At 74.0% G+C, this 23,393-nt stretch carries 20 protein-coding genes and 1 riboswitch; of the genes, 5 read left to right on the top strand and 15 right to left on the bottom strand.

Translation table 11 applies throughout. The annotated features are described in order from the left end of the window. Window position 1 precedes the first annotated feature (1 nt). From M4D82_RS08540 to M4D82_RS08510, 7 genes are all read right to left on the bottom strand, one after another. Window positions 2-1,558: a cobyrinic acid a,c-diamide synthase CobB gene (locus M4D82_RS08540; RefSeq protein ID WP_249765459.1), complete on the bottom strand. Its 1,557-nt coding sequence runs from the start codon at window positions 1,556-1,558 to the stop codon at window positions 2-4. Beyond that, window positions 1,558-2,157, bottom strand: coding sequence for a cob(I)yrinic acid a,c-diamide adenosyltransferase (cobO, locus tag M4D82_RS08535; protein ID WP_249765458.1), 600 nt, complete (start codon window positions 2,155-2,157; stop codon window positions 1,558-1,560). The genes M4D82_RS08540 and cobO overlap by 1 nt, the downstream gene beginning before the upstream one ends. Continuing rightward, entirely contained in the window at window positions 2,157-4,226 is a 2,070-nt protein-coding gene (locus tag M4D82_RS08530; RefSeq protein WP_249765457.1) for a putative cobaltochelatase, read from the bottom strand. The genes cobO and M4D82_RS08530 overlap by 1 nt, the downstream gene beginning before the upstream one ends. 391 nt (window positions 4,227-4,617) lie before the next feature. Beyond that, the gene (locus M4D82_RS08525) at window positions 4,618-6,177 is read right to left on the bottom strand and encodes a cobyric acid synthase (RefSeq protein WP_249765456.1); all 1,560 of its coding nucleotides are present in this window, start codon (window positions 6,175-6,177) and stop codon (window positions 4,618-4,620) included. Continuing rightward, window positions 6,174-7,133 (bottom strand): cobalamin biosynthesis protein, encoded by a 960-nt coding sequence (locus M4D82_RS08520; protein WP_249765455.1) that lies wholly within the window; start codon window positions 7,131-7,133, stop codon window positions 6,174-6,176. Before M4D82_RS08520 ends, M4D82_RS08525 begins: the two co-directional genes overlap by 4 nt. Before the next feature lie 58 nt (window positions 7,134-7,191). Further along, window positions 7,192-7,274: riboswitch (cobalamin riboswitch) on the bottom strand. 149 nt (window positions 7,275-7,423) lie between these two features. Next, complete coding sequence (locus M4D82_RS08515) at window positions 7,424-7,645, bottom strand: hypothetical protein (protein ID WP_249765454.1); 222 nt, start codon at window positions 7,643-7,645, stop codon at window positions 7,424-7,426. 28 nt (window positions 7,646-7,673) lie between these two features. Continuing rightward, a complete protein-coding gene (locus M4D82_RS08510) occupies window positions 7,674-8,945 on the bottom strand; it encodes an inorganic phosphate transporter (RefSeq protein ID WP_249765453.1) in 1,272 nt (423 codons plus the stop codon). 309 nt (window positions 8,946-9,254) lie between these two features. Here M4D82_RS08510 and M4D82_RS08505 point away from each other — a divergent pair, with 309 nt between their 5' ends. Further along, a complete protein-coding gene (locus M4D82_RS08505; protein ID WP_249765452.1) occupies window positions 9,255-10,391 on the top strand; it encodes an alpha/beta hydrolase family protein in 1,137 nt (378 codons plus the stop codon). 174 nt (window positions 10,392-10,565) lie between these two features. Further along, entirely contained in the window at window positions 10,566-11,972 is a 1,407-nt protein-coding gene (locus M4D82_RS08500) for a hypothetical protein (RefSeq protein ID WP_502988891.1), read from the top strand. A 69-nt stretch (window positions 11,973-12,041) separates the two neighbouring features. Here the strand turns inward: M4D82_RS08500 and M4D82_RS08495 are convergent, their stop codons facing one another. Together M4D82_RS08495 and ypfJ are read right to left on the bottom strand one after the other, a co-directional pair. Next, window positions 12,042-12,437, bottom strand: a complete 396-nt coding sequence (locus M4D82_RS08495) for a VOC family protein (RefSeq protein ID WP_249765451.1) — start codon at window positions 12,435-12,437, stop codon at window positions 12,042-12,044. Window positions 12,438-12,497: 60 nt separating this feature from the next. After that, window positions 12,498-13,388 carry a KPN_02809 family neutral zinc metallopeptidase gene (ypfJ, locus tag M4D82_RS08490; protein ID WP_249765450.1) on the bottom strand — a complete coding sequence of 297 codons (891 nt, stop codon included), beginning with the start codon at window positions 13,386-13,388 and terminating at the stop codon, window positions 12,498-12,500. A 244-nt stretch (window positions 13,389-13,632) separates the two neighbouring features. Between ypfJ and M4D82_RS08485 the strand changes: the two genes are divergently transcribed. From M4D82_RS08485 to M4D82_RS08475, 3 genes are all read left to right on the top strand, one after another. Continuing rightward, window positions 13,633-15,231, top strand: a complete 1,599-nt coding sequence (locus M4D82_RS08485) for an ABC-F family ATP-binding cassette domain-containing protein (RefSeq protein WP_249765449.1) — start codon at window positions 13,633-13,635, stop codon at window positions 15,229-15,231. A gap of 351 nt (window positions 15,232-15,582) precedes the next feature. Beyond that, the gene (locus tag M4D82_RS08480; RefSeq protein WP_190181942.1) at window positions 15,583-15,804 is read left to right on the top strand and encodes a helix-turn-helix domain-containing protein; all 222 of its coding nucleotides are present in this window, start codon (window positions 15,583-15,585) and stop codon (window positions 15,802-15,804) included. 242 nt (window positions 15,805-16,046) lie between these two features. Then, the gene (locus M4D82_RS08475) at window positions 16,047-16,826 is read left to right on the top strand and encodes an enoyl-CoA hydratase/isomerase family protein (RefSeq protein ID WP_249765448.1); all 780 of its coding nucleotides are present in this window, start codon (window positions 16,047-16,049) and stop codon (window positions 16,824-16,826) included. Between the two features lie 81 nt (window positions 16,827-16,907). Here the strand turns inward: M4D82_RS08475 and M4D82_RS08470 are convergent, their stop codons facing one another. From M4D82_RS08470 to M4D82_RS08445, 6 genes are all read right to left on the bottom strand, one after another. Next, window positions 16,908-17,663: an SDR family oxidoreductase gene (locus tag M4D82_RS08470; RefSeq protein WP_249765447.1), complete on the bottom strand. Its 756-nt coding sequence runs from the start codon at window positions 17,661-17,663 to the stop codon at window positions 16,908-16,910. A gap of 10 nt (window positions 17,664-17,673) precedes the next feature. Then, complete coding sequence (locus M4D82_RS08465; RefSeq protein ID WP_249765446.1) at window positions 17,674-18,462, bottom strand: SURF1 family cytochrome oxidase biogenesis protein; 789 nt, start codon at window positions 18,460-18,462, stop codon at window positions 17,674-17,676. Between the two features lie 115 nt (window positions 18,463-18,577). Then, entirely contained in the window at window positions 18,578-18,811 is a 234-nt protein-coding gene (locus M4D82_RS08460; RefSeq protein WP_075972011.1) for a metallothionein, read from the bottom strand. A 111-nt stretch (window positions 18,812-18,922) separates the two neighbouring features. Then, window positions 18,923-19,900, bottom strand: a complete 978-nt coding sequence (locus M4D82_RS08455) for a DEDDh family exonuclease (RefSeq protein ID WP_249771595.1) — start codon at window positions 19,898-19,900, stop codon at window positions 18,923-18,925. Between the two features lie 43 nt (window positions 19,901-19,943). Next, window positions 19,944-22,577 (bottom strand): MXAN_6230/SCO0854 family RING domain-containing protein, encoded by a 2,634-nt coding sequence (locus M4D82_RS08450; RefSeq protein ID WP_249765445.1) that lies wholly within the window; start codon window positions 22,575-22,577, stop codon window positions 19,944-19,946. Between the two features lie 142 nt (window positions 22,578-22,719). Then, on the bottom strand, window positions 22,720-23,346 hold the full coding sequence (locus tag M4D82_RS08445; RefSeq protein WP_249765444.1) for a TetR/AcrR family transcriptional regulator: 627 nt from the start codon (window positions 23,344-23,346) through the stop codon (window positions 22,720-22,722). Window positions 23,347-23,393: the final 47 nt, after the last annotated feature.

Genomic DNA, 23,393 nt, shown 5'->3' with positions numbered 1-23,393 from the left:
GTCACCGGTGTGCTGCCGAGGCCGCGGAGGCTGCCGTGGCTCCCGCGGTCGCCGTGGCCGCCACGAAGCGGCGGGCGACGGAGGGGTCCGCCGCCCAGTGCGTGTGCAGGTAGCTGGCGTGGACGCCGCCCTGGACGAAGCCCTCGACGCGGCGCTCCGGATGCGTGAACCCCCACGCGGGGGTCGTACCGGCACCGGGTTCGATCACCGTCCGGTGGAACTCGTGGCCGCGCAGCCGGGTGCCGGTCGCGGCGAGCGCGCTGTCCGAGACCGCCACCGCCTCGCGGTACCCGAGCGTGAGCCGCTCCGACATCCGGGCGTCCGCGTCCAGGACCCCGCACATCGGCTTCCCGTCGAGGGACCGCGCGAGGTACAGCAGCCCCGCGCACTCCGCCGCCACCGGTCCGCCGGCCCCGGCGAAGGCGGCCACCGCCCGGCGCAGCGGCTCGTTCGCCGACAGCTCGGGCGCGTACACCTCGGGGAACCCGCCGCCGATCACCAGGCCGGAGGCTCCCTTCGGGAGGGCCTCGTCCCGGAGCGGGTCGAAGGTGACGACGTCCGCGCCGGCGGCGACGAGCAGCTCGGCGTGCTCGGCGTAGGAGAACGTGAAGGCCGCCCCGCCCGCGACGGCGATGACGGGCCGTCCGTTCGGCCCGGCGCCGCCGTCGGGGGCCCCGCCCCCGGGCCCCCGCGCCTCAAGCGCCGGCGGGGCTGGTTCTGGCTGATGCCGTCCGCCCGGCGGGCTGGACTGCCCGAAGGGCAATCCAAGCGCCGCCGGCGTTTGAGGCGCGGGGTTCGGGGCGGTGCCCCGAGTGTCCGTCAGGGCACCGTCCGGCGACCACGCGACGCAGTCCAGCGGCGGGGCCGTGCGGGCCAGGGCCATCAGGGCGTCGAGGTCGCAGCCGGCGCGGACCTGGTCCGCCAGGGCCGCGACGGAGGCCAACGCGTCCGACCGCCGCTCCGCCACCGGCACCAGCCCCAGGTGCCGCGACGGCGCGGCAACCTGCGGAGCACGCCGCAGGACGCCGAGCACCGGCGTCCCCGCCTCCTCCAGCGCCTCCCGCAGCATCTCCTCGTGCCGGTCGGAGCCCACCTTGTTGAGGATGACCCCGCCGAGCCGCACCTGAGGGTCGAACGAGGCGAAACCGTGCACCAGCGCCGCCACCGACCGCGACTGCGACGACGCGTCCACGACCAGCACCACCGGCGCCCGCAGCAACTTCGCGACCTGCGCCGTCGACGCCAGCTCACCCCGCCCGGCGGCCCCGTCGTACAGGCCCATCACGCCCTCGACCACCGCCAGGTCACACCCCGCCGCGCCGTGCGCGAACAGCGGGGCGACCAGCTCCGGCCCGCACATGAAGGCGTCCAGGTTGCGCCCCGGCCGGCCGGTGGCCAGCGCGTGGTAGCCGGGGTCGATGTAGTCGGGCCCGGCCTTGTGCGGGGACACGGCGAGGCCGCGCTCCGCGAAGGCCGCCATCAGGCCCGTCGCCACGGTGGTCTTGCCGCTGCCGGAGGACGGCGCGGCGATGACCAGCCGCGGCACGGTGCACGACATCACCACTCGATGCCCTTCTGGCCCTTCTGGCCCGCGTCCATCGGGTGCTTGACCTTGGTCATCTCCGTGACCAGGTCGGCGAACTCGACCAGCTTCTCGGGCGCGTTGCGGCCCGTGATCACCACGTGCTGCGTCCCGGGACGGTCGCGCAGCACGTCGATGACCTCGTCGACGTCGATCCAGCCCCAGTGCATCGGGTAGGCGAACTCGTCCAGCACGTACAGCCGGTGCGTCTCGGCGGCCAGATCGCGCTTGACCTGCTCCCACCCCTCCTTGGCGGCCTGCTCGTTGTCGAGCTGCGCGTCACGCTGCACCCAGGACCAGCCCTCGCCCATCTTGTGCCAGACGACGCTGCCGCCCTCGCCGGAGGCGCCGAGCACCTTCAGCGCGTTCTCCTCGCCGACCTTCCACTTCGCCGACTTGACGAACTGGAACACCCCGATCGGCCAACCCTGGTTCCAGGCACGCAGCGCGAGCCCGAACGCGGCCGTCGACTTGCCCTTGCCCGGTCCGGTGTGGACGAAGACGAGCGGGCGGTTGCGGCGCTGACGCGTCGTGAGTCCGTCGTCGGGAACGACGGACGGCTGTCCCTGAGGCATTACGCGGCCCTCCTGAGGGTCGGGGATGAAGTACGTACGTGGTTCACGAGCCCGGCCAACGAGTCGGCCCGCAGCCCGTCGAGGGTCACGACGGGCGCCCCCAGGTCACCGGCCAGCGCCCCGGCCAGACCCAGTCGGACCGGCCCCGACTCGCAGTCCACGACCACGGAGGTGACCCCGTCGGCGGCCAGCAGCCGGGCACCGCGCCCGGACAGCTCGCGCGGATCGCCACCCAAGTCGCCGGCTGAGGTGGCCCGGCCGTCGGTGACGACCACGAGCAGAGGTCGGCGCGAGGGGTCCCGCAGCCGTTCCAGGCGCAGGACCTCGCGAGCCTTGAGCAGGCCGGAGGCCAACGGCGTACGCCCGCCCGTCGGCAGCAGCTCCAGCCGGGCCGCCGCCGTGTCCACGGAGGAGGTCGGCGGCAGCGCCAGCTCGGCGCCGGCGCCCCGGAAGGTGATCAGGCCGACCTTGTCCCGGCGCTGGTAGGCGTCCAACAGCAGGGACAGCACGGCGCCCTTGACGGCGCTCATCCGCTGCCGGGCGGCCATCGAGCCGGAGGCGTCGACCAGGAACAGGACGAGGTTGCCCTCGCGGCCCTCCCGGGTGGCCTGGCGCAGATCGTCCTTACGGACCACCAGGCCGCGCCCGCTGCGTCCGCGCGCCTTCTGGTGCGGGGCGGCGGCGTGGACGGTGGCCGCGAGGTGCAACTTCGTCAGCTGGCCCCGGGGGCGCTGGGCGCCGGTGGTGCGGCCGTGCGCGGTACGGGCCCGCGAACGCCGCCCGGCCGCGCCCTCGCCGAGGCCGGGCACGCTGAGCATCTTCGTGCGGAAGGGCTCCGCGGCCTGGACGGCGGCCTGTTCGGGGGCCGTGCCGGCGGGGGAGGCGGAGGGCTCGGGTGCCTGGGGCCGCCCCTCGGGCGTCTCGGGCGCCTCCGGGGTGCCGTCGCGCTCGGGGGCCTCGGGTCCGCCGCCCTGCGGGGGAACCCCGCCGCCACCGTCCGGGCCGCCCTCGGGGCCGTCGTCGGGGCCCTCGGGCTCCGGTTCGGGCTCCGGTTCCTCGTCGGGGAAGCCGTCCAGGATCCGGTCGAGCTGCTCCTCGTCCAGGCCGGGCGCGTCGAAGGGGTTGCGGCGGCGCCGGTGCGGCAGCGCCAGCAGCGCGGCCTGGCGTACGTCCTCCTTGCGGACGTCGGTCCGCCCGGCCCAGGCCGCCAGGGCGGTGGCGGTGCGCGCCATCACGATGTCGGCGCGCATGCCGTCGACCTCGAAGCCGGCGCAGGTCGCCGCGATCTGGAGGAGCGCGGTGTCGCCGAGGCGCACCTGCGGGAGCAGGGCCCGTGCGGACACGACGCGGGCGCGTACGTCCGCCTCGTCACCGGCCCAGCGGGTCGCGAAACCGGCCGGATCGTCCTCGTACGCCAGCCGGCGGCGCACCACCTCGACGCGCTGGGCGGGCTCGCGGGAGGCCGCCACCTCGACGGTCAGTCCGAACCGGTCGAGGAGCTGCGGGCGCAGCTCGCCCTCCTCGGGGTTCATGGTGCCGACGAGCAGGAAGCGGGCGGCGTGGCGGACGGAGACGCCCTCGCGCTCGACGTAGGAGGCCCCCATGGCGGCGGCGTCGAGGAGGAGGTCGATCAGGTGGTCGTGGAGGAGGTTGACCTCGTCGACGTAGAGGATGCCGCGGTGCGCGTCGGCGAGCAGGCCGGGTTCGAAGGCCTTCACGCCTTCGGCGAGGGCCCGTTCGATGTCGAGGGCGCCGACGAGGCGGTCCTCGGAGGCGCCGACGGGCAGTTCGACCATCCGCGCCGGGCGGGCGGTGCCGGGGGCGTCCTCGTGGGGGCCGTCGGGGCAGGCCGGATCCGGCGCGGCGGGCGCGCAGCTGAACCGGCAGCCGGGGACCACGTCGACGGCCGGCAGCAGGGCCGACAGCGCGCGGACGGCGGTGGACTTGGCGGTGCCCTTCTCACCGCGCACGAGCACACCGCCGACCGCCGGGCTCACGGCGTTGAGCAGGAGCGCCAGCCGCAGATCGGTCTGGCCGACCACTGCGGTGAACGGGTAGGGGGTGCTCATGCGGTGCCTTTCTTTGTGTGGCTACGGGTAAGGGTGCGTGTGCGCGTGCGCGGGCTTTCGGGTGTGGAGGGGGCGCCGGCCGGGGGCCGGGCGTGCCCCGTGGGCTCGCTGCGGGTTGCCGCTGCGCCGGGCCGTCCCCTACCCGCCCTTTCGCCATCCCCCAGACTCCGTCCGGGGGGACCCCCAGCCGGGGCTCCGCCCCGGACCCCGCGCCTCAAGCGCCGGCGGGGCTGGAGGGTGGCGCTCGGCGGGCTGGTTCGCCCGGAGGGCAAATCCAGCCTCGCCGGCGTTTGACGCGCGGGGGTCCGGGGGCCGGCCCCCGGCAACGGCGCCGCACATGCGGCGGGTCTGGGGCGGAGACAGGGGCAGGCCCCCCGCAGGGGCGCGGCGTTCACGGTGCGCCCGGGGGGAGGAACGGGGCGCCCGGCGGGGGGCCGGTCTCGATGAGGCGCAGGAGCGCGTCCGTGTCCGCGTGCTCCGCGATCAGGTCGCCCAGCAGGTCGAGCTGTTCCTCCCGCAGGGCGGAGAACGACGTGTCCGCAGCCGGGACGAAGCGGCGCCCCGCCGCCGAGGCGACCTCGCGGAGGAACGCCCGACGGAAGCCGTCCGACTCCAGCGAGCCGTGCCAGTGCGTCCCCCACACCGCCCCCACCCGGCACCCGTCCAGGAACGGCTCCCCGCCCAGCACCTCGGCCACCCCGTGGTGGATCTCGTAGCCCGTCACCGGCTCACCCAGCGCCGAACCCTCCGGCCGCGCCAGCGTCTTCTCCCGCGCGAAGCGCACCCGCACCGGCAGCAGCCCGAGCCCGGCCACGGACCCCGCCTTCGACTCGACCTCGTCCTCGATGTGCTCGCCCAGCGCCTGGAAACCACCGCAGATGCCCAGCACCGGCCGCCCCTCGGCGGCCCGCCGGGCCAGCGCGTCGGCCAGCCCCCGCTCGCGCAGCCACTCCAGCGCCTTCACGGTTCCGCGCGTACCCGGTACGACGACGAGGTCCGCGTCGCTCAACTCCTCGGCCCGGTCCACGAACCGCACCACGACCCCCGGCTCCGCCGCGAGCGCGTCGACGTCCGTGAAGTTCGACATCAGCGGCACCGCGCACACCGCGACCCGCAGCACGTCCTCGCCCACCGGCGGCGCGACCACGGATTCCCGTACGGCGCCCCGCAGGGACACCCGCAGGCCGTCCTCCTCGTCGATGCCCAGGCCGTGCCGGAACGGCAGGACCCCGTACGTCGAACGCCCCGTCAGCCCCCGCAGCATCTCCATGCCCGGCTCCAGCAGCGACACGTCGCCCCGGAACTTGTTCACCATGTAGCCGGCGATCAGCGACTGGTCCTCCGCCGACAGCAGGGCCGTCGTCCCGAAGAAGGACGCGAAGACGCCGCCCCGGTCGATGTCCCCGACCACGACCACCGGGAACCGCGCGGCCCGCGCGATGCCCATGTTCACGATGTCGGTCCGGCGCAGGTTGATCTCGGCCGGACTGCCCGCCCCCTCGCAGATCACGGCGTCATACGTGCCCCGCAGCTGCTCCAGGCAGTCCGTGACGATGCCCAGCAGCTGTTCCCGCCGCCCCCCGTGCAGCGCCTTCCCGGGGGACGACCCCCCGGACCCCCCGAAGAACCCGCGCGCGCTCATCTCCCCGACCGGCTTGCCGAGCAGCACCACCTGGCTGCTGTGGTCGCTGCCGGGCTTGAGGAGCACCGGGTTCATCAGCGCGGTCGGCTCCACGCGCGCCGCCTGGGCCTGCATGGCCTGCGCCCGGCCGATCTCCGCGCCCTCCAGGGTCACGAAGGAGTTCAGCGACATGTTCTGCGCCTTGAACGGGGCCACCTTCACCCCCTCGCGGGCCAGCCAGCGGCAGATGCCCGCCGTGACGACGCTCTTGCCCGCGTCCGACGTCGTACCCGCGACCAGCAGTCCACCGCCGCGCTTCGCGCCGCTCATGCGCGCCCCCTTCGTGACGTACGCGATACCAGCGTCCGGACCGCCACACAGGCCCCGAGCGCCAGCCAGGTCACCTGCCGTGACAGCCGTACGGCCCGTTCGATGTCGGCGACCTCGACCGGCCGCCCCGTCTCTCCGTTGAGCACGGCCCGGTGCTCGACCCGTCCGCCGTACGCGAGGGTTCCGCCGAGCCGTACGCCGAGGGCCCCGGCGAACGAGGCCTCGACCGGGCCGGCGTTGGGGCTCGGGTGGGCGGCGGCGTCCGCGCGCCAGGCCCGGACCGCCCCCCGACGGTCCGGGCCGGCCACCACCGCGGCGAGCGCCGTCAGCCGCGCTCCCGGCCAGCCGGCCAGGTCGTCGAGGCGGGCGGAGGCCCAGCCGTAGCGCAGGTGGCGGGGGGACTTGTGGCCGACCATCGCGTCCAGGGTGTTCACGGCGCGGAACGCCAGCAGCCCCGGGACGCCGGCGACGGCCCCCCAGACGAGGGCCCCGACGACCGCGTCGGAGGTGTTCTCGGCGACGGACTCCACGACGGCGCGGGCCATCTGCCCGCCGTCCAGCGCCTGCGGGTCGCGCCCGCAGAGGTGGGGGAGTCGTTCCCGGGCCACCTCGACGTCCCCGACGGCCAGCACGCCGCCGATGGCGCGGGCCTCCCGGCCGAGCGAGGTGCCGCCCACGACGGCCCAGGTGGCGGCGGCGGTCAGGGCGATACGGGCGGCCGCGGGCCGGGAGCGCACGGCGCGGGCGCCGAGCACGCCGACGGCGGTCGCGCCCCCGGCGCACACCAAGGTGTGCAGGACGCCTCGGGCGCGGTCGTCGCGCCACAGGGCGCGCTCGACTGCGGCTGCGGCTCTACCGAAGGCGGCGACGGGGTGCCCTCGGCGCGGATCCCCGAGGATCCGGTCGCCGATCAGGCCCGCCGTGACGCCGTACGCGAAGACGCGATCGGCACGCATGGTGGCAGGTATGTCCTCACTCAGGGTCCGCGCCCTGGTTCGACGTGTCCGGCGGCGAGAGTTCCTGGCTCCCGGGCGCGCACGGCGTGCGCTCCCCGGTGACAGTGGCGGGACCGCGCCGGATTCGCACCGGACTTCCTCTCCATGCCGCCGTATTGGCTCGGGCAGTCCACCACGCCCCGCGAACGCCCGTCAACTCGCTGTTGACCTGGGTCGGGAACCGGAGCCGGGTACGCGAAAGCTCCCTCCGGGAGGAACCCGGAGGGAGCCGGCGCGGCGTCAGGGCGTCGTCAGCTGACGATCAGGTAGATCGCGTAGACCACGGCCGCCGTGCAGAGGGCGAAGCAGGCGTAGGCGGCGCTGCGGGCCAGGGTGGCGGTGCCGCCCTGCTCGGTGGCGGCCTCGTGCTTGGAGAGGCCCACCAGGCCCAGGGCGAAGAGCGCCACGAGGGCGACGGTGGCCGAGAGGCTGACCCCGAAGACGGAGCCGAGTGCTGCCCAGTCGATCTTCATGCTGCGGTTTCCTCTGTCGTTCTCGGGGTCAGACCGCCGCGGCCGGGGCCGCGGGGGTCGCCGGGTTGGCCGTCGAGGCCGGGATGGTGGCCTTCAGGTCCTCGTCCGTGACGGCGGCGGTCGTCCCCGCGACCGGCGGGACGGCGACGGCCGCGATGGCGGTGGTGACCACGCCGGGCTGCTCGTCCCCGGCGGCCGGGGCCACGTCGTTGACGTTGGTGTGGTCGACGACCTGGCGGCGCGAGATCAGCCAGATGGCCAGGCAGGAGCCGACGAGGAAGACGGTGACCGCGGCGACGCCGACGTCACCGGTGCGCATGACCAGCTCGGCGCCGGAGGCGACCAGGGCGGCGGCCGGCAGGGTCAGGCCCCACGCGATGAACATGCGGGTCGCGGTGGACCAGCGGACGACGCCGCCCTTGCGGCCCAGACCCGCGCCCATGACCGCGCCGGAGCAGGCGTGGGTGGTGGAGAGGGAGAAGCCGAGGCTGGAGGAGGCCAGGATGACGCTCGCGGCCGAGGTCTGGGCGGCGAAGCCCTGCTGCGGCTGGAGGTCGGTCAGGCCGCTGCCCATGGTGCGGATGATGCGCCAGCCGCCCAGGTAGGTACCCAGCGCGATCGCCAGGCCGGCGGAGACGATGACCCAGACCGGCGGGTTGGAGCCGGGGGCGAGGGCGCCGCCGGCGACCAGCGCCAGGGTGATGATGCCCATCGTCTTCTGCGCGTCGTTGGTGCCGTGCGCCAGGGAGACGAGACCGGCCGAGGCGATCTGGCCCGTGCGGTACCCCTTGGTGGAGGTCTTCGCGCCGACCTTGCCGTTCAGGCTGTACGTGATCTTCGCGGCCAGCATCGCGGCCACACCGGCCACGATCGGCGCGGCGACGGCCGGGATCAGCACCTTGGTGACGACGACGCCGCCGTTGACCGCGTCGAGACCGGCGGAGGCGACCGCGGCACCGACGAGGCCGCCCATCAGGGCGTGCGAGGAGCTGGAGGGCAGACCGACCAGCCAGGTGACGAGGTTCCAGAGGATCGCGCCGACCAGGGCGGCGTAGATCACTTCCGGCTGGATGCCCTCTTCGTTGACGAGCCCCTTGGAGATCGTCTTGGCGACCTCCACGGACATGAACGCGCCGACCAGGTTCAGCACGGCGGACATGGCCACCGCCGTCTTGGGCTTGAGGGCGCCGGTCGAGATGGTGGTGGCCATCGCGTTGGCCGTGTCGTGGAAACCGTTCGTGAAATCGAACACGAGAGCGGTGATGATCACGATCCCGAGGAGAAGCGTTATGTGCTCCATTTACCCAGGCTTCTGTTGGACGTCAGTGGCTCGGCGACCGTAGGCAACCTGGATGAACGGAAGGTGAACTGGCTCGGGACGCGTGGTTTCCCAGACCGACCCCCCATCGGCTCCTTCGTACTGATTCTGTCGTAGATATATCGATTAATGCATGTCAGGACTGGGTCGCCCGGCCTCTCCGGCCGCCCGGAGCGGCCCGTTCCGCCGGCCCTCCCCGCGCACGAAAGAGAGGTAGATCACTCCGCTTGTGCGCCCCGCCCCGCGCCCCTTCCGGTGGCCCCCGCGCGACCCCGCCTCGACACTGGAGCCGTGCGTACCGCGACAGCGACGGCAGCGGCCGTCACCACGACCCTGATCGGCGCCGGAGCGGCCGTGGCCGCCGTAGCGGCGGGCCGGTACGCCGCCGACGCCGCCCTGCGCCCCGAACCCGGCCGTCCCCTGCCCGGCACCCCCCGGCTCAGCGTCCACGCCACCGCCGCCGGCCGCGTCGTCCTCACCCGCTCGCTCGCCTCCCTGCGCCCCGGGACCTACGGACTCGACGCCCCCGGCGTCCACGCGCTGATCGGCCCCGTCCTCCCCGACGCCCCCCACGACCCGGACACCGTCGTACGCCGCCTCTTCGCCGTCACCCACGGCAGCCTCGACCCCGGCACCCGGGTGGCCCTCACCCCCCAGGTCCACCTCGGCAACCCCCGCACCGCCCTCGGACTCGACCACGCCGACGTGGACGTCCCCGGCGAGCTCGGCCCCCTCCCCGCGTGGTTCCTGCCCGCCGCCCGGGACACCTGGGTCATCGCCGTCCACGGACTGGGCGGCAGCCGGGAGCACCCGATGGTGGTCATGCCCTTCCTCCACCGCATGCGGCTGCCCGTCCTCTCCCTCGCCTACCGGGGCGACCTCGGCGCCCCCGCCTCCCCGGACGGCCTCGGCCACCTCGGTGAGTCAGAATGGCGCGACCTCGACGCCGCCATCCGCTACGCCCTGCGCTACGGAGCCCGACGCGTCGTCCTGCACGGCTGGTCCACCGGAGCCGCCATGGCCCTGCGCGCCCTGGAGCGCTCCGCCCTGGCCGGTCGCATCTCCGGGCTCGTGCTGGACTCGCCCGTCCTGGACTGGCACGCCACCCTGCGCGCCCTCGCCGCCGCCCGGCGCGTCCCCGCGCCACTCCTCCCGCTCGCCCTGCGCGCCGCGGAGGGCCGGGCCGGACTGCGCGCCGACCGGCTGCCCCCGGCCGCGGACCCCGGCGCGCTGCGCGTCCCCGTACTGATCTTCCACGGCCCGGACGACACCCTCGCCCCGTGGGAACCCTCGCGCCGGCTCGCCGAGGCCCGCCCCGACCTGGTCACCCTCCAGACCGTCCGCGACGCCGGGCACGGGGCGATGTGGAACGCCGACCCCGGCCGGTACGAGGAGGCCCTGCGCCGGTTCCTCACGCCCCTGATGTGAGGGGTCTGCCCCCTCTGACGCGAGGCCCGGCGGGCGGTGGGTGTGGCGCGGTCGTGAAGGGGCTGTGGCGGAGCGGAGCCGGTGGGCGAATCATCCCGGTTCGCCCACCCTGTGACCTGTGGAAACGGCCGGTTCCGTTTGGGCTTTCGGCCAGTGACGGGCGAGACTGCTTCCGTGACGTCCCGAAAGCCTGATGAGCAGTTGGCTCGCGACTCCAGACTCCGACTCGTCTCCCCGCGCTCCGTCGCCACGGCGCGCAAGGCGGTGACCGACCGGCGAACCCGGCCGGCTCCCCGGCCCCCGGCGGGCACCCCCGCCACGGCAGACCTGGCGAACCGCGCCCGTGCCTCCCTCGCCGACGCGGTACGGCTGGCCCGCTGGGCCGAGCTGAACCTCGGAGCGGGCGAAAGCGGCCGCCCCGCCCCGTCGGGCGCGTTGCCCACCCCCGACGTCGAACGGGCCGCCGCGGAACTGGGCCTGACGCACGGCCAGATCCGCGTCGGCTGGGACCGCGCCCGGCTCTCCGGCCTCGTCGAGGTGCACGGTGGCCAGGCCCGCCCCGGCTGGCGGCTGCGCGCCTGGGACCGCGATGACACCGCCGTACTGCGCGGCTGGGTCGCCCTCTTCGACGCCTGGTCGCTCGTCCACCCGGCCCCCGCCGACATCGCCCCCTCGGTGGTCGCCGAAGTGGTCGAGGCCATGCCCCAGTTGCTGTCCCTGCTCCAGCTCTCCGCCGGTCCCGTCACCGTCCCGGACCTCCTCGACCTCCTCGGCCAGCGCGTCACCGAGCTGCGCGACGAGCGCTGCGAGGTCCCCTACGACGCCGAACCCGCCACCGCGAACCCCGCTGCCCGCCCCCTCCCGCTGCCCCGACTGCTGCGCTGGGCGCTCGGCGGACTCGCCGCCGTGGACGCCGTCACCCTCGGCCCCGCGCGGGCCACCCTCACCCCGCTCGGCAGTTGGGCCGTCTGGGTCAAGTTGGAACAGATCTGCGTCGCGGCGCAGAGCCCCGCCGGGAACATCGAGCAGTCCGCCGCCGCCATGCTGCACGGCTGCGCCCGCCTGACCCCCGGCCCCGCGCGGGCCGAGTACCAGGCCTGGCTCGCCGCCCGCCCCGTCGGCCACGCCGTCAGCGAGCTGCTGCTCGCCGCCCGGGGCGAGGACGCCCTCCTGCGCGGCCTGGCCTTCGAGGCCCTGCGCGTCGTCGGCGCCCCCGCCGAACGCGAGGTCCGCGCGGCCGTACGGGAACCCGCGCTGCGCCCCTACGCCCTGCTCTGGCTCGCCGAGCACGACGGAGTCGACCCCGACGAGGCCCAGGACGTCCTGACCCCGGAGGAATCCACCTGGCTCTGGGTGGACACCGCGGCCGCCATCGCCGACCACGGCGAGGCCGACCTGCTGGCCCGCCACCTCGACTCGGCCGTCCGCACCACCGTCCCCCGGCTGCTCGACGAGGTCCGCGCGGTGGGCCACCCGCGCACCGTGCAGGTCCTCGTCGCCCTCGCCGCCGCCCACCCCGACCCGGCCCTGGCCAAAGCCGTCCGCCGGGCCGCGTTCCAGGTCCACACGGGCGGCGCGTAGCCCCGTAGGAATCCCCGGAAGACGAGACGACACGAGACGACACGAGACGAGACGACGCGCGCCGTGGGGCTACAGCTGCGGCGCGTACGTCCCGAAGCTCCAGATGTTGCCCTCGGCGTCGCGCGCCATGTAGTCGCGGGAGCCGTACTCCTGGTCGGTGGGCTCCATCAGGATCTCCACACCGTGCTCGACGGCCCGCCGGTGGTGGGCGTCCACGTCGTCGACCACGACGTAGACGCCGGCCGGGCCCGCCCCCTCCATCGCCTTGTCGAACTGACCCCCGCGCCCCTTGCTGCCCAGCATCACCGCGCCGCTGCCGTACGACAGCTCCGCGTGCATCACCGTGCCGTCCTCGCTCTCGTAGACCGCGACCCGGTGGAAGCCGAACGCCTCGGTGAGCTGCTGGATGGCCGCCTTCGCGTCGCGGTAGAGCAGGGTGGGAAAGATGGACGGACCGCCTGCCATGACGAACACTCCCTCTCGTGATGGTGACCTGCTTCACAGCATGGCAGGCCCCGCCGATCCTCAGCGGAAGGTGTTGCACCGGGCCATGTCGCCCGTGCGGTAGCCCTGGTAGAACCACTGCTGACGCTGCTCCGCCGAGCCGTGCGTCCAGGCTTCCGGGGTGACGCGGCCCTGGAGCTTCTCCTGGATCCGGTCGTCGCCCACCGCCGCGGCCGCGTCCAGCCCGTCGCGGATGTCCTGGTCGGTGAGGCTCGTGATCAGCGGCCGGCCCGTGGACTCGTCCGGGGTCCTCGTCGCGTTGTGCGCCCACACCCCCGCGTAGCAGTCGGCCTGGAGCTCGACCCTCACCGCGTTGCTGTCCGCGCCCTGCCGTCCGTCCTGCGCGCGCTGGAGTGTGCCGGTCAGGTTCTGGATGTGGTGCCCGTACTCGTGCGCGACGACGTACGCCTGTGCGAAGGGGCCGCCGCTCGCGCCGAAATTCGACCGCAGCTCGTTGAAGAAGCCCAGGTCCAGATAGACCTTGCGGTCGGCGGGGCAGTAGAAGGGGCCGACGGCCGAGGTGGCCGCCCCGCAGGCGGTGCCCACCCGACCGGTGAAGAACACCGTCTGCGCCGGGCCGTACTGACCACCGCGCCGGGTGAACTCCTGCCTCCAGAAGTCCTGGGTGCTGTTCACCACCGCCACGAGCCGGCAGTCCTCCCGCGTGTTGGCGTCCCGCCCCGTCCTGCAGCTCTGCTGCACCTGCGCCGCCGAGGAGGCCGTCGAGGCCGGCTCCGGGCTCCCGTCGGACAGGCCCAGCTGCTCCGGCCCCACCCCGAAGAGCAGGCCCAGCACCAGCGCGATCAGGCCGACGATGCCGCCTCCGACGGTGGCCCGCCCGCCGGGGATGCGGCTGCCGCGCACGTCCTGGACCTCGGAGGTGTCCAGGTTGGCGTTGTCGTCGAACTGCATGCCGCACCGCCTCGTCCGTGAAACCGGTCTCGTGCCCTGCGGCGAGTATCAACCCGTTCGTACCGCCACGCCCTCCGGCCACGCTGCCGCGCCCTGGGCCGGACGGGCGACGGGAGGCCCCGAAAAGTGGTTGCGCACCCCCGGTAGAATGAATCCCATGGCAAATCTCCTCGCGGATTAGCGGCGTCGAAGCAACGCGCGTCCCGCCATCCTTCCGCCGTCCCCACCGCCCTGGAGTATTTCCGTGATCACCGCCACCGGCATCGAGCTGCGCGCCGGCGCCCGCGTCCTCATCGAGTCCGCCTCCTTCCGCGTCGCCAAGGGCGACCGCATCGGCCTCGTCGGCCGCAACGGAGCGGGCAAGACCACCCTCACCAAGTGCCTCGCGGGCGAGGGTCTGCCCGCCGGCGGCACCATCACCCGATCCGGTGAGGTCGGCTACCTGCCGCAGGACCCCCGTACCGGCGATCTGGACGTGCTGGCCAAGGACCGCATCCTGTCCGCGCGCGGGCTCGACGTCCTGCTCAAGAAGATGCGCGCCAACGAGGAGCGCATCGCCACCGGCAGCGGCGCCACCCGCGACAAGGCGCTCAAGCAGTACGAGCGCCAGGAGACCGAGTTCCTGACCAAGGGCGGGTACGCCGCCGAGGCGGAGGCCGCGACCATCTCGGCCGCCCTCGGCCTGCCCGACCGCGTCCTGAACCAGCCGCTGCACACCCTCTCCGGTGGCCAGCGCCGCCGCGTCGAGCTCGCCCGCATCCTCTTCTCGGACGCGGACACCCTGCTCCTCGACGAGCCGACGAACCACCTCGACGCCGACTCGATCGTCTGGCTGCGCGACTACCTGAAGAACTACCGCGGCGGCTTCATCGTCATCTCCCACGACGTCGACCTCGTCGAGACCGTGGTGAACAAGGTGTTCTACCTGGACGCCAACCGTTCCCAGATCGACGTCTACAACATGGGCTGGAAGCTCTACCAGCAGCAGCGCGAGGCCGACGAGAAGCGCCGCAAGCGCGAGCGCCAGAACGCCGAGAAGAAGGCCGCGGCCCTGAACTCGCAGGCCGACAAGATGCGCGCCAAGGCCACCAAGACGGTCGCCGCGCAGAACATGGCCAAGCGCGCCGAGCGGCTCCTGTCCGGCCTGGAGGCCGTCCGCGTTTCCGACAAGGTCGCCAAGCTGCGCTTCCCGGACCCGGCGCCCTGCGGCAAGACCCCGCTGACCGCCGAGGGCCTGTCGAAGTCCTACGGCTCGCTGGAGATCTTCACCGACGTCGACCTGGCCATCGACAAGGGCTCCCGCGTCGTCATCCTCGGCCTCAACGGCGCTGGCAAGACCACGCTGCTGCGCCTGCTGGCCGGCACCGAGAAGCCCGATACCGGCGTGGTGACCCCGGGACACGGCCTCAAGCTCGGCTACTACGCCCAGGAGCACGAGACGCTCGACCCCGAGCGCACCGTCCTGGAGAACATGCGCTCCTCCGCGCCCGACCTCGACCTGGTCGCCGTCCGCAAGACGCTGGGCTCCTTCCTGTTCTCCGGCGACGACGTGGACAAGCCGGCGGGCGTCCTGTCCGGCGGCGAGAAGACCCGCCTGGCCCTGGCCACGCTGGTCGTCTCCTCGGCGAACGTGCTGCTCCTCGACGAGCCCACCAACAACCTCGACCCGGCCAGCCGCGAGGAGATCCTCGGCGCCCTGCGCACCTACAAGGGCGCGGTCATCCTCGTCACGCACGACGAGGGCGCGGTGGAGGCCCTGGAGCCGGAGCGGATCATCCTGCTCCCCGACGGCGTCGAGGACCTGTGGGGCCCGGACTACCGGGACCTGGTCGCCCTGGCCTGACGGGGCCGAGTCGGTGATCCAGTTCCTTATGGATCATTCGGCTCAGGCGTGATCCATCATCTGAGTGAGACGGTCTCGTACCGTCGCGCGCCGTACGAAGACCCCGGGCGCATCCGTACGGATGCGCGACCGGGGTCGCGTCGTTGCGGCGTCCGGCCCCTGACCTGGTGATTCCTTCCGGGTGTGCCGGGGTGTGACGCACGTCATGCGGCGGAAGGGAAGATTCCGTTCTGCTCGGGTGTCCACTGCTCGGGAAATGCCGTCGCACCGACCTTGCTGAATGGGTGGCCAGGAAGCCGGGGAGGGGTGATCATGAGAAGTCCAGAGCGCACTTCCCACGAGGAGGCACGGGTGGCCGAGACTCTGAAGAAGGGCAGCCGGGTGACCGGCGCCGCGCGCGACAAGCTCGCGGCAGACCTGAAGAAGAAGTACGACTCCGGTGCGAGTATCCGGGCGCTGGCCGAAGAGACCGGCCGGTCCTACGGATTCGTGCACCGGATGCTCAGCGAGTCCGGAGTCGTTCTGCGTGGTCGCGGTGGCGCGACGCGCGGCAAGAAGGCGGCGGCGGCCTGACCCTGGCCCTCAGGCCAAGGCCGGCGCCGACGTCGCCCGACGGCTCCACGCTCACGTTCCACCGATCCACGTCCCACAGATCCACGCTCCATGGATCCACGCTTCATGGATCCGCAGCGCTACAGCTCCATGTTCCGACGTCTCCTGCGGTGACCCCCGGTCGGCCCCGTGGTCGGCTGGGTGGTTACTGTGCAGTCACTTAGGCCGAGTACGCGGCCACGACTGCACACCGGAGGCACCAGATGGCTCTGCTCGACAAGGACGGCGTACGGCTCACCATCGACGACTCGCTCGCCACGGTGACCCTGACCAATCCGACCAAGCGAAACGCCCAATCCCCCGCGCTCTGGCGGGCGTTGGCGGAGGCCGGAAGGTCGTTGCCGGGCACCGTCCGGGTCGTCGTGCTGCGGGGCGAGGGCAAGTCCTTCTCCGCGGGGCTCGACCGGCAGGCGTTCACCCCCGAGGGCTTCGAGGGCGAGCCGTCGTTCCTGGATCTGGCACGCGGTGCGGACGAGGCCCTCGACTCCACCATCGCCGAGTACCAGGAGGCTTTCACCTGGTGGCGGCGCAACGACATCGTCTCCATCGCCGCCGTGCAGGGACACGCGATCGGCGCCGGCTTCCAGCTGGCGCTCGCCTGTGACCTGCGCGTCGTCGCGGACGACGTGCAGTTCGCCATGCGCGAGACCAGCCTCGGCCTCGTCCCCGACCTGGCCGGCACCCAGCCGCTGACCGCGCTCGTCGGCTACGCCCGCGCGCTGGAGATCTGCGCGACGGGCCGCTTCGTGCACGCCGAAGAGGCAGAGCGGGTGGGCCTCGCCAACCTGGTCGTCCCGGCCGACGAGCTCGATGCCGCCGTCCGGGACCTCACCACGGCGCTGCTCGCCCCGCCGCGCGACGCCGTGATCGAGACCAAGGCCCTGCTGCGCGAGGCGGGCTCCCGGGCCTACGACGACCAGCGCGCGGCCGAGCGCGCCGCCCAGGCCCGCCGCCTGCGCGACCTGGCCGGGCTCTCGGACTGACGTTCCGCACCGACCGGTACGCGAGCCGCCCGACCCCGCACAGGGAGCCAGGCGGCCCGCGTGATCGGAATCAGCAGGTGTTCAGAAGCCGTGCCGTGCCCCGCCGTCCACCGGGAGCATGACGCCGGTCAGGTACGAGGCGGCCGGGGACAGTAGGAACGCCGCCGTGCGGCCGAACTCCTCCGGGGTGCCGTAGCGGCGCAGCGGGATACGGGACTCGTTGCCGGCCCGCGCCGCGTCCGCGTCCCCGGACAGGGCGTCCAGCTCCCGCACCCGGTCGGTGTCGATCCGCGCCGGCAGTAGCCCGACCACGCGGATCCCGCGCGGCCCCAACTCCACCGACAGGGACTTCGCGAAGCCCGCGAGCCCCGGCCGCAGCCCGTTCGAGATGGTCAGGCCCGGGATCGGCTCGTGCACCGAGCCCGACAGGACGAGGCCGATGACCCCGCCCGCGTCCAGCTCGGCGGCCGCCGCCCTGGCGAGGCGGACCGCGCCCAGGAACACCGACTCGAACGCCGCCGTCCACTGCGCGTCGGTGTTGTCCGCCGCGCTCCCCGGGGCCGGGCCGCCGACGCTGATGAGGATGCCGTCGAAGCGGCCGAAGCGTTCCTTCGCGGTGGCCACCAGCCGGGCCGGGGCCTCGGGGTCGGCGTTGTCGGCGGCCACGCCCACCGCGTTCGGGCCCAGCGCCGCGGCCGCGTCCGCGGCCCGCTTCTCGTCCCGCCCGGTCAGTACCACCCTCGCCCCGTCGGCGGTCAGCTCCCGCGCGGAGGCGAAGCCGAGGCCCCGGGTCGCGCCCGTGACCACGTACACACGGTCCTTCAGTCCAAGATCCATGCGGGTCACGCTACGCCGAAGCGGGCTCCGGCGACACGGCCTCGGCGGCGGCGGCCTCCTCGCGGTCGCGGCGCTCGCGGCGGACCAGGATGACCCAACCCACCGGCACCGCGGACGCGAACAGCCACCACTGGATCGCGTACGCCATGTGCGCGCCGATCGAGTCGTGGTCGGGCTCGGCCACCGGCTCGGGAGTGCCGTCCCCCGGGGCGGGGCCGGACAGTTCCAGGTAGCCGCCGAGGACGGGCCGGCCCAGGGCGGCGGCCTGCTGCTCGCTGTTGATCAGCATCACCTGGCGGTCGGGCAGGCCCTTGCGGTCCTTGATGCCGCTGCCGCCGCTGGTTTCGTCGGCCTTCAGCCGCCCGGTGACCGTGACCTCGCCGGACGGCGCGGCCGGCACCGGCGGGTAGGCGCGCGGGTCGTCGCCGCCGGGCACCCAACCCCGGTTGACCAGCACCGCGCGGCCGTCGGCCAGCAGCAGCGGGGTCAGGACGTGGAAGCCGACCCGGTCGGCGTGGGAGGTGCGCATGCGCACGACGACCTCATGCGCGGAGTCGTAGGTACCGGTCGCGGTGACGGCCCGCCAGTAGTCGTTCCTCGGAACGGTGTGGCCGGGGGAGGTGACCTCGGTCACCGGCACCGGCTTCGCCGACAGGTTCTTCGCGATCAGCTCGTTCTGGGCGACCCGGTGCTCGTGGCGGTGGAACTGCCAGAACCCCAGCTGGATCATCACGGGGATGAGGACGAGGGCGACGAGGGTGAGGCACACCCACTGCCGGGTCAGGACGAATCGGTACACGCCCACGACGGTACCCGCAGCGACGGCGACCCCGGCGGCCGGGTGGCCTTCCGGGGTCGGGGGAGAGAGCGGGGGAGGGGGCGGGGAGAGGTTCGGGTAAGGGTGGGGTTCGGGGTCAGACGTGGTCGACGATGCCCACCTTCCCCTCCGCGCGGGCGCAGTGCCCGCCGCAGAACCACTGCCCCTCCACCTCGACGCCCTGCCCGATGATCTGCACCCGGCAGTGCTCGCAGATCGGCGCCATGCGGTGGATGGCGCAGGAGAAGCAGTCGAAGACGTGCACCGCGCCCTGCGCGTGCACCTCGAAGGACATCCCGTAGTCGTTTCCGCAGACCTCACAACGTGCCATGCGCCGCATGCTGGGCGGGGCGGCGGACCGGAACAAGATCCACCGGGGTGAGTCGCCGCGCCTGCACCCGGCCGGAGCAACGCGCCGGCCAACAGCCTCCGGTCGCCCGTCCTAGTCGGCCGGGGCCACGTCCCGCAGCAGGTGCGTGAAGGCGGCCTCGTCGACCACGGGGGTGCCGAAGGACTTCGCCTTGACCGTCTTGGAGGTCGAGGAATCGGGGTCGTTGGTCACGAGCAGGCTGGTGAGCCGCGACACACTCGTCGCGACGTGCAGTCCGGCCTCCACCGCCCGGTCCTCCAACAGCTCGCGGTCGACGGAGGTGTCGCCGGAGAAGGCGACCCGCATGCCCTGCTTGAGGGGCTTGCCGTCCTCGAAGCGCCCCGGGTTCGGGTGCGGGCACGCCGGCCGCTTGCGCGAGGCCCGCCACGTGGCGCCGCCGCCGTACGAGGCCTGGTGCCCGATCCGGGGCGTGAGCGGGGTGTCCGTCCACTCCGTCAGCGGGCGGCACTCCAGCAGCGGCAGCCGTACGCCGTCCCGCGCGGCCGCGTGCAGCGACGGGCGGAACGCCTCGGCCAGCACCCGGGCGTCGTCGAGCGCGTTGTGGGCGCGCTGCTGGACGACGCCGTAGTGCGCGGCGAGGGAGGCCAGCTTGTGGTTGGGCAGCGGGAGGTTCAGTTCCTTCGACAGGGCGATCGTGCACAGCCGTTGGCGGACCGGCGCGGTCACGGAGGCCCGCGCGTACTCCCGGGCGATCATCTGCCAGTCGAAGAGGGCGTTGTGCGCGACGAGCACCCGGTCCGCGAGCCGCCCGCCGAACTCCTCGGCGATGTCCTCGAAGTGCGGGGCGTCGGACAGCATGTCGCTCGTCAGACCGTGGATCCAGACCGGTCCCGGGTCCCGGCGCGGGTTGACCAGGGTGTACCAGTGGTCCTCCACATTGCCCCGCGCGTCGAGCCGGTAGACGGCCGCGGACACTATCCGGTCGTCGCGCGCGAGCCCGGTGGTCTCCACGTCGACGACCGCGTACCCCTGGGGGTACGCGGTCGGCCACGTCGTCTCTGCGGTCGTACGGTCGTCGAGCATGGTCACAGAGGATATCGGCACCGTCCGACACCCGCGGCCCGATGCCCTTTCAGACCGGGCCCGTCCCCAGCTCCGCCACCAGGTCCGGGGCGCTCACGGAGGAGAAGGATCCGGCCACTTCGGCCGGCCCCGGGAAGAGACGGTAGGCCGTCCCCGAAGCCCCCGGGGGAGCCACGCTCGCGTACACGGTCGCCAGGAAGACCCGCTTGTCCGCCGCCAGTGCGGCGGCGGCGGTGTCGGCGTCCTCGTACGGCTGCCGGTCCCGCGGCGGCTTCAGCGCCGCGATCCGGGAGGCGAAATCGGTCACCGGCTCGTCCTGCGCGGCCCGGTAGTGCCACAGCTCGTCGGGCAGGGCGGCGTCCACGGCCCGGCGTACGACAACCACCTCGCGGGAGCGGGCCGCGGCCCGCCACACCGCCAGGTCCCACAGGCTCGTACGGGTGCCGGAGCCGAAGTGCTCCCACACGTCGCGGGCGGCGGACGCCAGCGGCTCGCCGTGCGAGGCCACGCTCTGGAAGCCGCCCGAGGCCGGCAGGTGGACGTCCGCCCACAGGGCCCGCCGGGACGAGAGGTCCACGACCATCGGCATGCAGACTCGGGACTCGCCCGCCAGGTCGAAGCGTTGGCGGACCGTTCGCGGGTCGTACGAGGAGTCGCGCGGGCCGTCCGCCGACAGGGCCATGAACCCCGCGAAGGCGTCCGTCAGCTCGTCGAAGGGCACGTTGTTGTAGCTGAACACCAGCGGGACGGCGAAGGCGTCCCCGTTCCTCGCGAGGGCGGCCAGGTCCAGGTCCACGTACTCGGTGGCGCCGCCCGGCGCGGGAGCCGAGGTGAGGTCGCCCGAGTGGGTGGCCGCCCCGGGCGGCCCGTGCCGGAGGGTGGTGTAGTCGCACACGCCGGTGAACTTCCACTCCGCGTCGAGGAAGGCGACGGACAGGTCGAGGTCGGTGATGGTGCGCGCGGGCTGCGTCCAGTGGAGGAACAGCCGCAGTACCTCTCCCTCGGGCAGGGTCTGCGTACTGCCGCGGGGGACGGCCACCAGCGCCCTGGCGGCGGAGCGCTCGCCGAAGGGCACGGTGAGGTCGGCCAGCCCGGAGTCGAGGACGGACAGCTCGTACGGCTCGTCCCCGGCGGCATCGAACCGCCGCAGCACCTCTGCCTCCAGCCGGGCCACCACCGCCGCGATCAGCGGTGCGGGCAGCGGGGGCCGTTTCTCCGACGCCACCTGGGCGCGCGCCACCAGGCCGCGCGGGAAGAACACCCGCCGGCCGCCCCTGCGGTCCTGGGCGCGGATCCGCAGCGCGCCGAGTGCGGACAGCAGTGGGCCCGCGCCGACGGAGGGCAGGCCGCGCGCGAGTGCCTTCTCCAACTCGGGCAGGAGCTCCTCGCCCGGGTGCAGGCGCAGCAGGTGGTCGAGGCGGCGTACGAGTTCCCCCGGGCGCTGCCCTGCGAGCGCGGCGGCGGCTTGCGCGTCACCCTCGGCGAGGGCCTGTTCCAGCCGGCCCGCCCAGGTGGCGGGCCGGATCCGGTCCCCGTCGAGGCGGACGGCGTCCGGGTGTGCGGCGGCGCTCTCCAGCAGCGCCGCGCCGAGCGGGGTGGCGGCGGACACGGTGGTGCCCCGCAGCACGGCGAAGGCCAGCGCGGCCCGCGGGTGCCGGGCGTGCCGCTCGAAGGGGTGCAGCAGTTCGGCGGCCCGCTTCCAGGCGACGGGATGCCGCAGCAGGTCCTCGACCAGGTACTGGGGGTTCAACGCGTCGAGGATCGAGAGGAGTTCCCGGCGCAGCGGTCGCCCGGGGTTCGCGAACCGGGGCAGCGGCGGCAGCAGGCCAGCGTCCCCGCCGGACAGGACGGCGAGCAGACGCAGCACGTCGGTCGCCGTGGTGAGGCGCCCGGCCAGCAGCGGCCGCGCCGCGTCCGCGGTCCGCCAGTCGCCCAGCAGCGTGCCGAGGACCTGGGCCTTGGTCTCGCGGACCGGGATCTCGGCGGGGAGCCAGCCGAGGTCCGCCGGGGCGGCGGGGAGCAGGAGGTCCAGGTCGTCGCGGTCCTCGGCGGAGAGCGGGGTCCGCCGGGCGAGCAGCGAGGCGACCACCCGGGCGCAGTCGGCCGGCAGGTCCGTGCCGAGCCGCAGCAGCCGCAGCGGGCCCGCCGGCAGGCCCTTGGCCTTGCGGTCGGCGGCGCCGGCGCGGTCCGGCCGCAGGAAGGGATCGGCGGGGTCGACGCGCCGGTGGCAGACGGGACAGCCGGTGTAGTCGGCGCCGTCCCAGCAGGTGCGGCAGACGAGGTGGGCGCAGGGGGCGACGGGATGGACCGTGCCGGTCTCGCCGCACAGCACGCACGGCTGTGCGGGTTCCTGGAGCAGCAGGGCGAAGACGCGGCTGACGTACCAGCGCTCGGTGTCGTGCGGGATGGAGAAGGGGAAGCGCCGAAAGAGCGGCCGGTGCACCCGGTCGGAGCCCATCAGCTCGTCCACCAGCGCGAGCAGCCGCAGCCGCTCCTCGGCGAGGTCGGTCGGCGCGAGTTCCGAGAGGGCCGCGTGGAGCTGCGGGTCCAGCGCGTGACCGCGCTCCAGGAGCTCGCCCTCCAGGGGGCGCACGCCTTCGCGGCCGGGCGACGCGGCGGCCTCGGGTAGGTCGACGTAGACGGTCCGCAGCCGGCGCAGCAGAACGGACTCGATGGCAGACACGGGTGTACTCCCCCTCCGGGAACGAAAAAGCGGGGGCGGAGAGTGGGCGCGCGGATTCGTCAGTGGAAGGAGAAGGATGCACGCCGCGGAGCCGCCCCCGCGCGGCTGATCCCATCACGGGACCCCCGCCGGGGCAATCCGATTATCCTCCGGGCCGGTGGAGCAGGGCCTCCGTCAGGGCCCGCACCGACAGCAGGAACAGCCGTTCGGGTTCGGCCGGGCGGGCCAGGGCGCGGGCGAGCGCCGGATCGTCGGGGGCGGCGGCCGGGTCCCACAGGTCGCCCTCGGCCGGGGACTGGGCGGGGGAGCGCTCGCGGTTGCGCTCGACCAGCAGGAAGCCGACGATCTGGAACTGGATGGCCCGCACCGCGTCGGCGGCCCGCGCGCCGCGCAGTCCGGCGGCGTGCACCTCGTGGACGAGCGCCTGCTGCGCGGGCAGGAACATGCGCTCGGTGAGGCCGCGTTCGTGGACCATCGCGATCAGGTGCGGGCGCGCGCGCAGTTCGCGGCGCAGGGTCCGGGCCACCGACAGGATCCGCTCCGCCGGCGTGCGGCCCTCGGGGCGGACCGCGCCCATCTCCTGCACGGTGCGCTCCACGAGCGCGTCGAGCAGCGATTCGCGGTTGCCGACGTGCCAGTAGATGGAGGTCACCGCCGTGCCCAGCGCGGCGGCGAGCCCCCGCATGGTCAGGGCCGCCGGGCCGTGCTGCCTGACCAGGGCCGCGGCCGCCGCCAGTACCTCGTCACGGGAGAGCGTGGTTCTGGCCATGGCCGTCCCGCCAATCTGTTGGATCTGTCGGACCGTCAATTCTGGCC

The sequence above is a fragment of the Streptomyces sp. RerS4 genome (assembly GCF_023515955.1).
Taxonomy (GTDB): domain Bacteria; phylum Actinomycetota; class Actinomycetes; order Streptomycetales; family Streptomycetaceae; genus Streptomyces.
This window is presented reverse-complemented; position numbering and strand designations above follow the sequence as displayed.

Coding starts and splice junctions, on each gene's coding strand:
- M4D82_RS08525 (WP_249765456.1), bottom strand. CDS start 6,177: ATGAGCGGCGCGAAGCGCGGCGGTGGACTGCTGGTCGCGGGTACGACG.
- M4D82_RS08495 (WP_249765451.1), bottom strand. CDS start 12,437: ATGGCAGGCGGTCCGTCCATCTTTCCCACCCTGCTCTACCGCGACGCG.
- M4D82_RS08540 (WP_249765459.1), bottom strand. CDS start 1,558: ATGTCGTGCACCGTGCCGCGGCTGGTCATCGCCGCGCCGTCCTCCGGC.
- M4D82_RS08470 (WP_249765447.1), bottom strand. CDS start 17,663: ATGGATCTTGGACTGAAGGACCGTGTGTACGTGGTCACGGGCGCGACC.
- M4D82_RS08510 (WP_249765453.1), bottom strand. CDS start 8,945: ATGGAGCACATAACGCTTCTCCTCGGGATCGTGATCATCACCGCTCTC.
- ypfJ (WP_249765450.1), bottom strand. CDS start 13,388: ATGCAGTTCGACGACAACGCCAACCTGGACACCTCCGAGGTCCAGGAC.
- M4D82_RS08475 (WP_249765448.1), top strand. CDS start 16,047: ATGGCTCTGCTCGACAAGGACGGCGTACGGCTCACCATCGACGACTCG.
- M4D82_RS08460 (WP_075972011.1), bottom strand. CDS start 18,811: ATGGCACGTTGTGAGGTCTGCGGAAACGACTACGGGATGTCCTTCGAG.
- M4D82_RS08515 (WP_249765454.1), bottom strand. CDS start 7,645: ATGAAGATCGACTGGGCAGCACTCGGCTCCGTCTTCGGGGTCAGCCTC.
- M4D82_RS08520 (WP_249765455.1), bottom strand. CDS start 7,133: ATGCGTGCCGATCGCGTCTTCGCGTACGGCGTCACGGCGGGCCTGATC.
- M4D82_RS08445 (WP_249765444.1), bottom strand. CDS start 23,346: ATGGCCAGAACCACGCTCTCCCGTGACGAGGTACTGGCGGCGGCCGCG.
- cobO (WP_249765458.1), bottom strand. CDS start 2,157: ATGCCTCAGGGACAGCCGTCCGTCGTTCCCGACGACGGACTCACGACG.
- M4D82_RS08530 (WP_249765457.1), bottom strand. CDS start 4,226: ATGAGCACCCCCTACCCGTTCACCGCAGTGGTCGGCCAGACCGATCTG.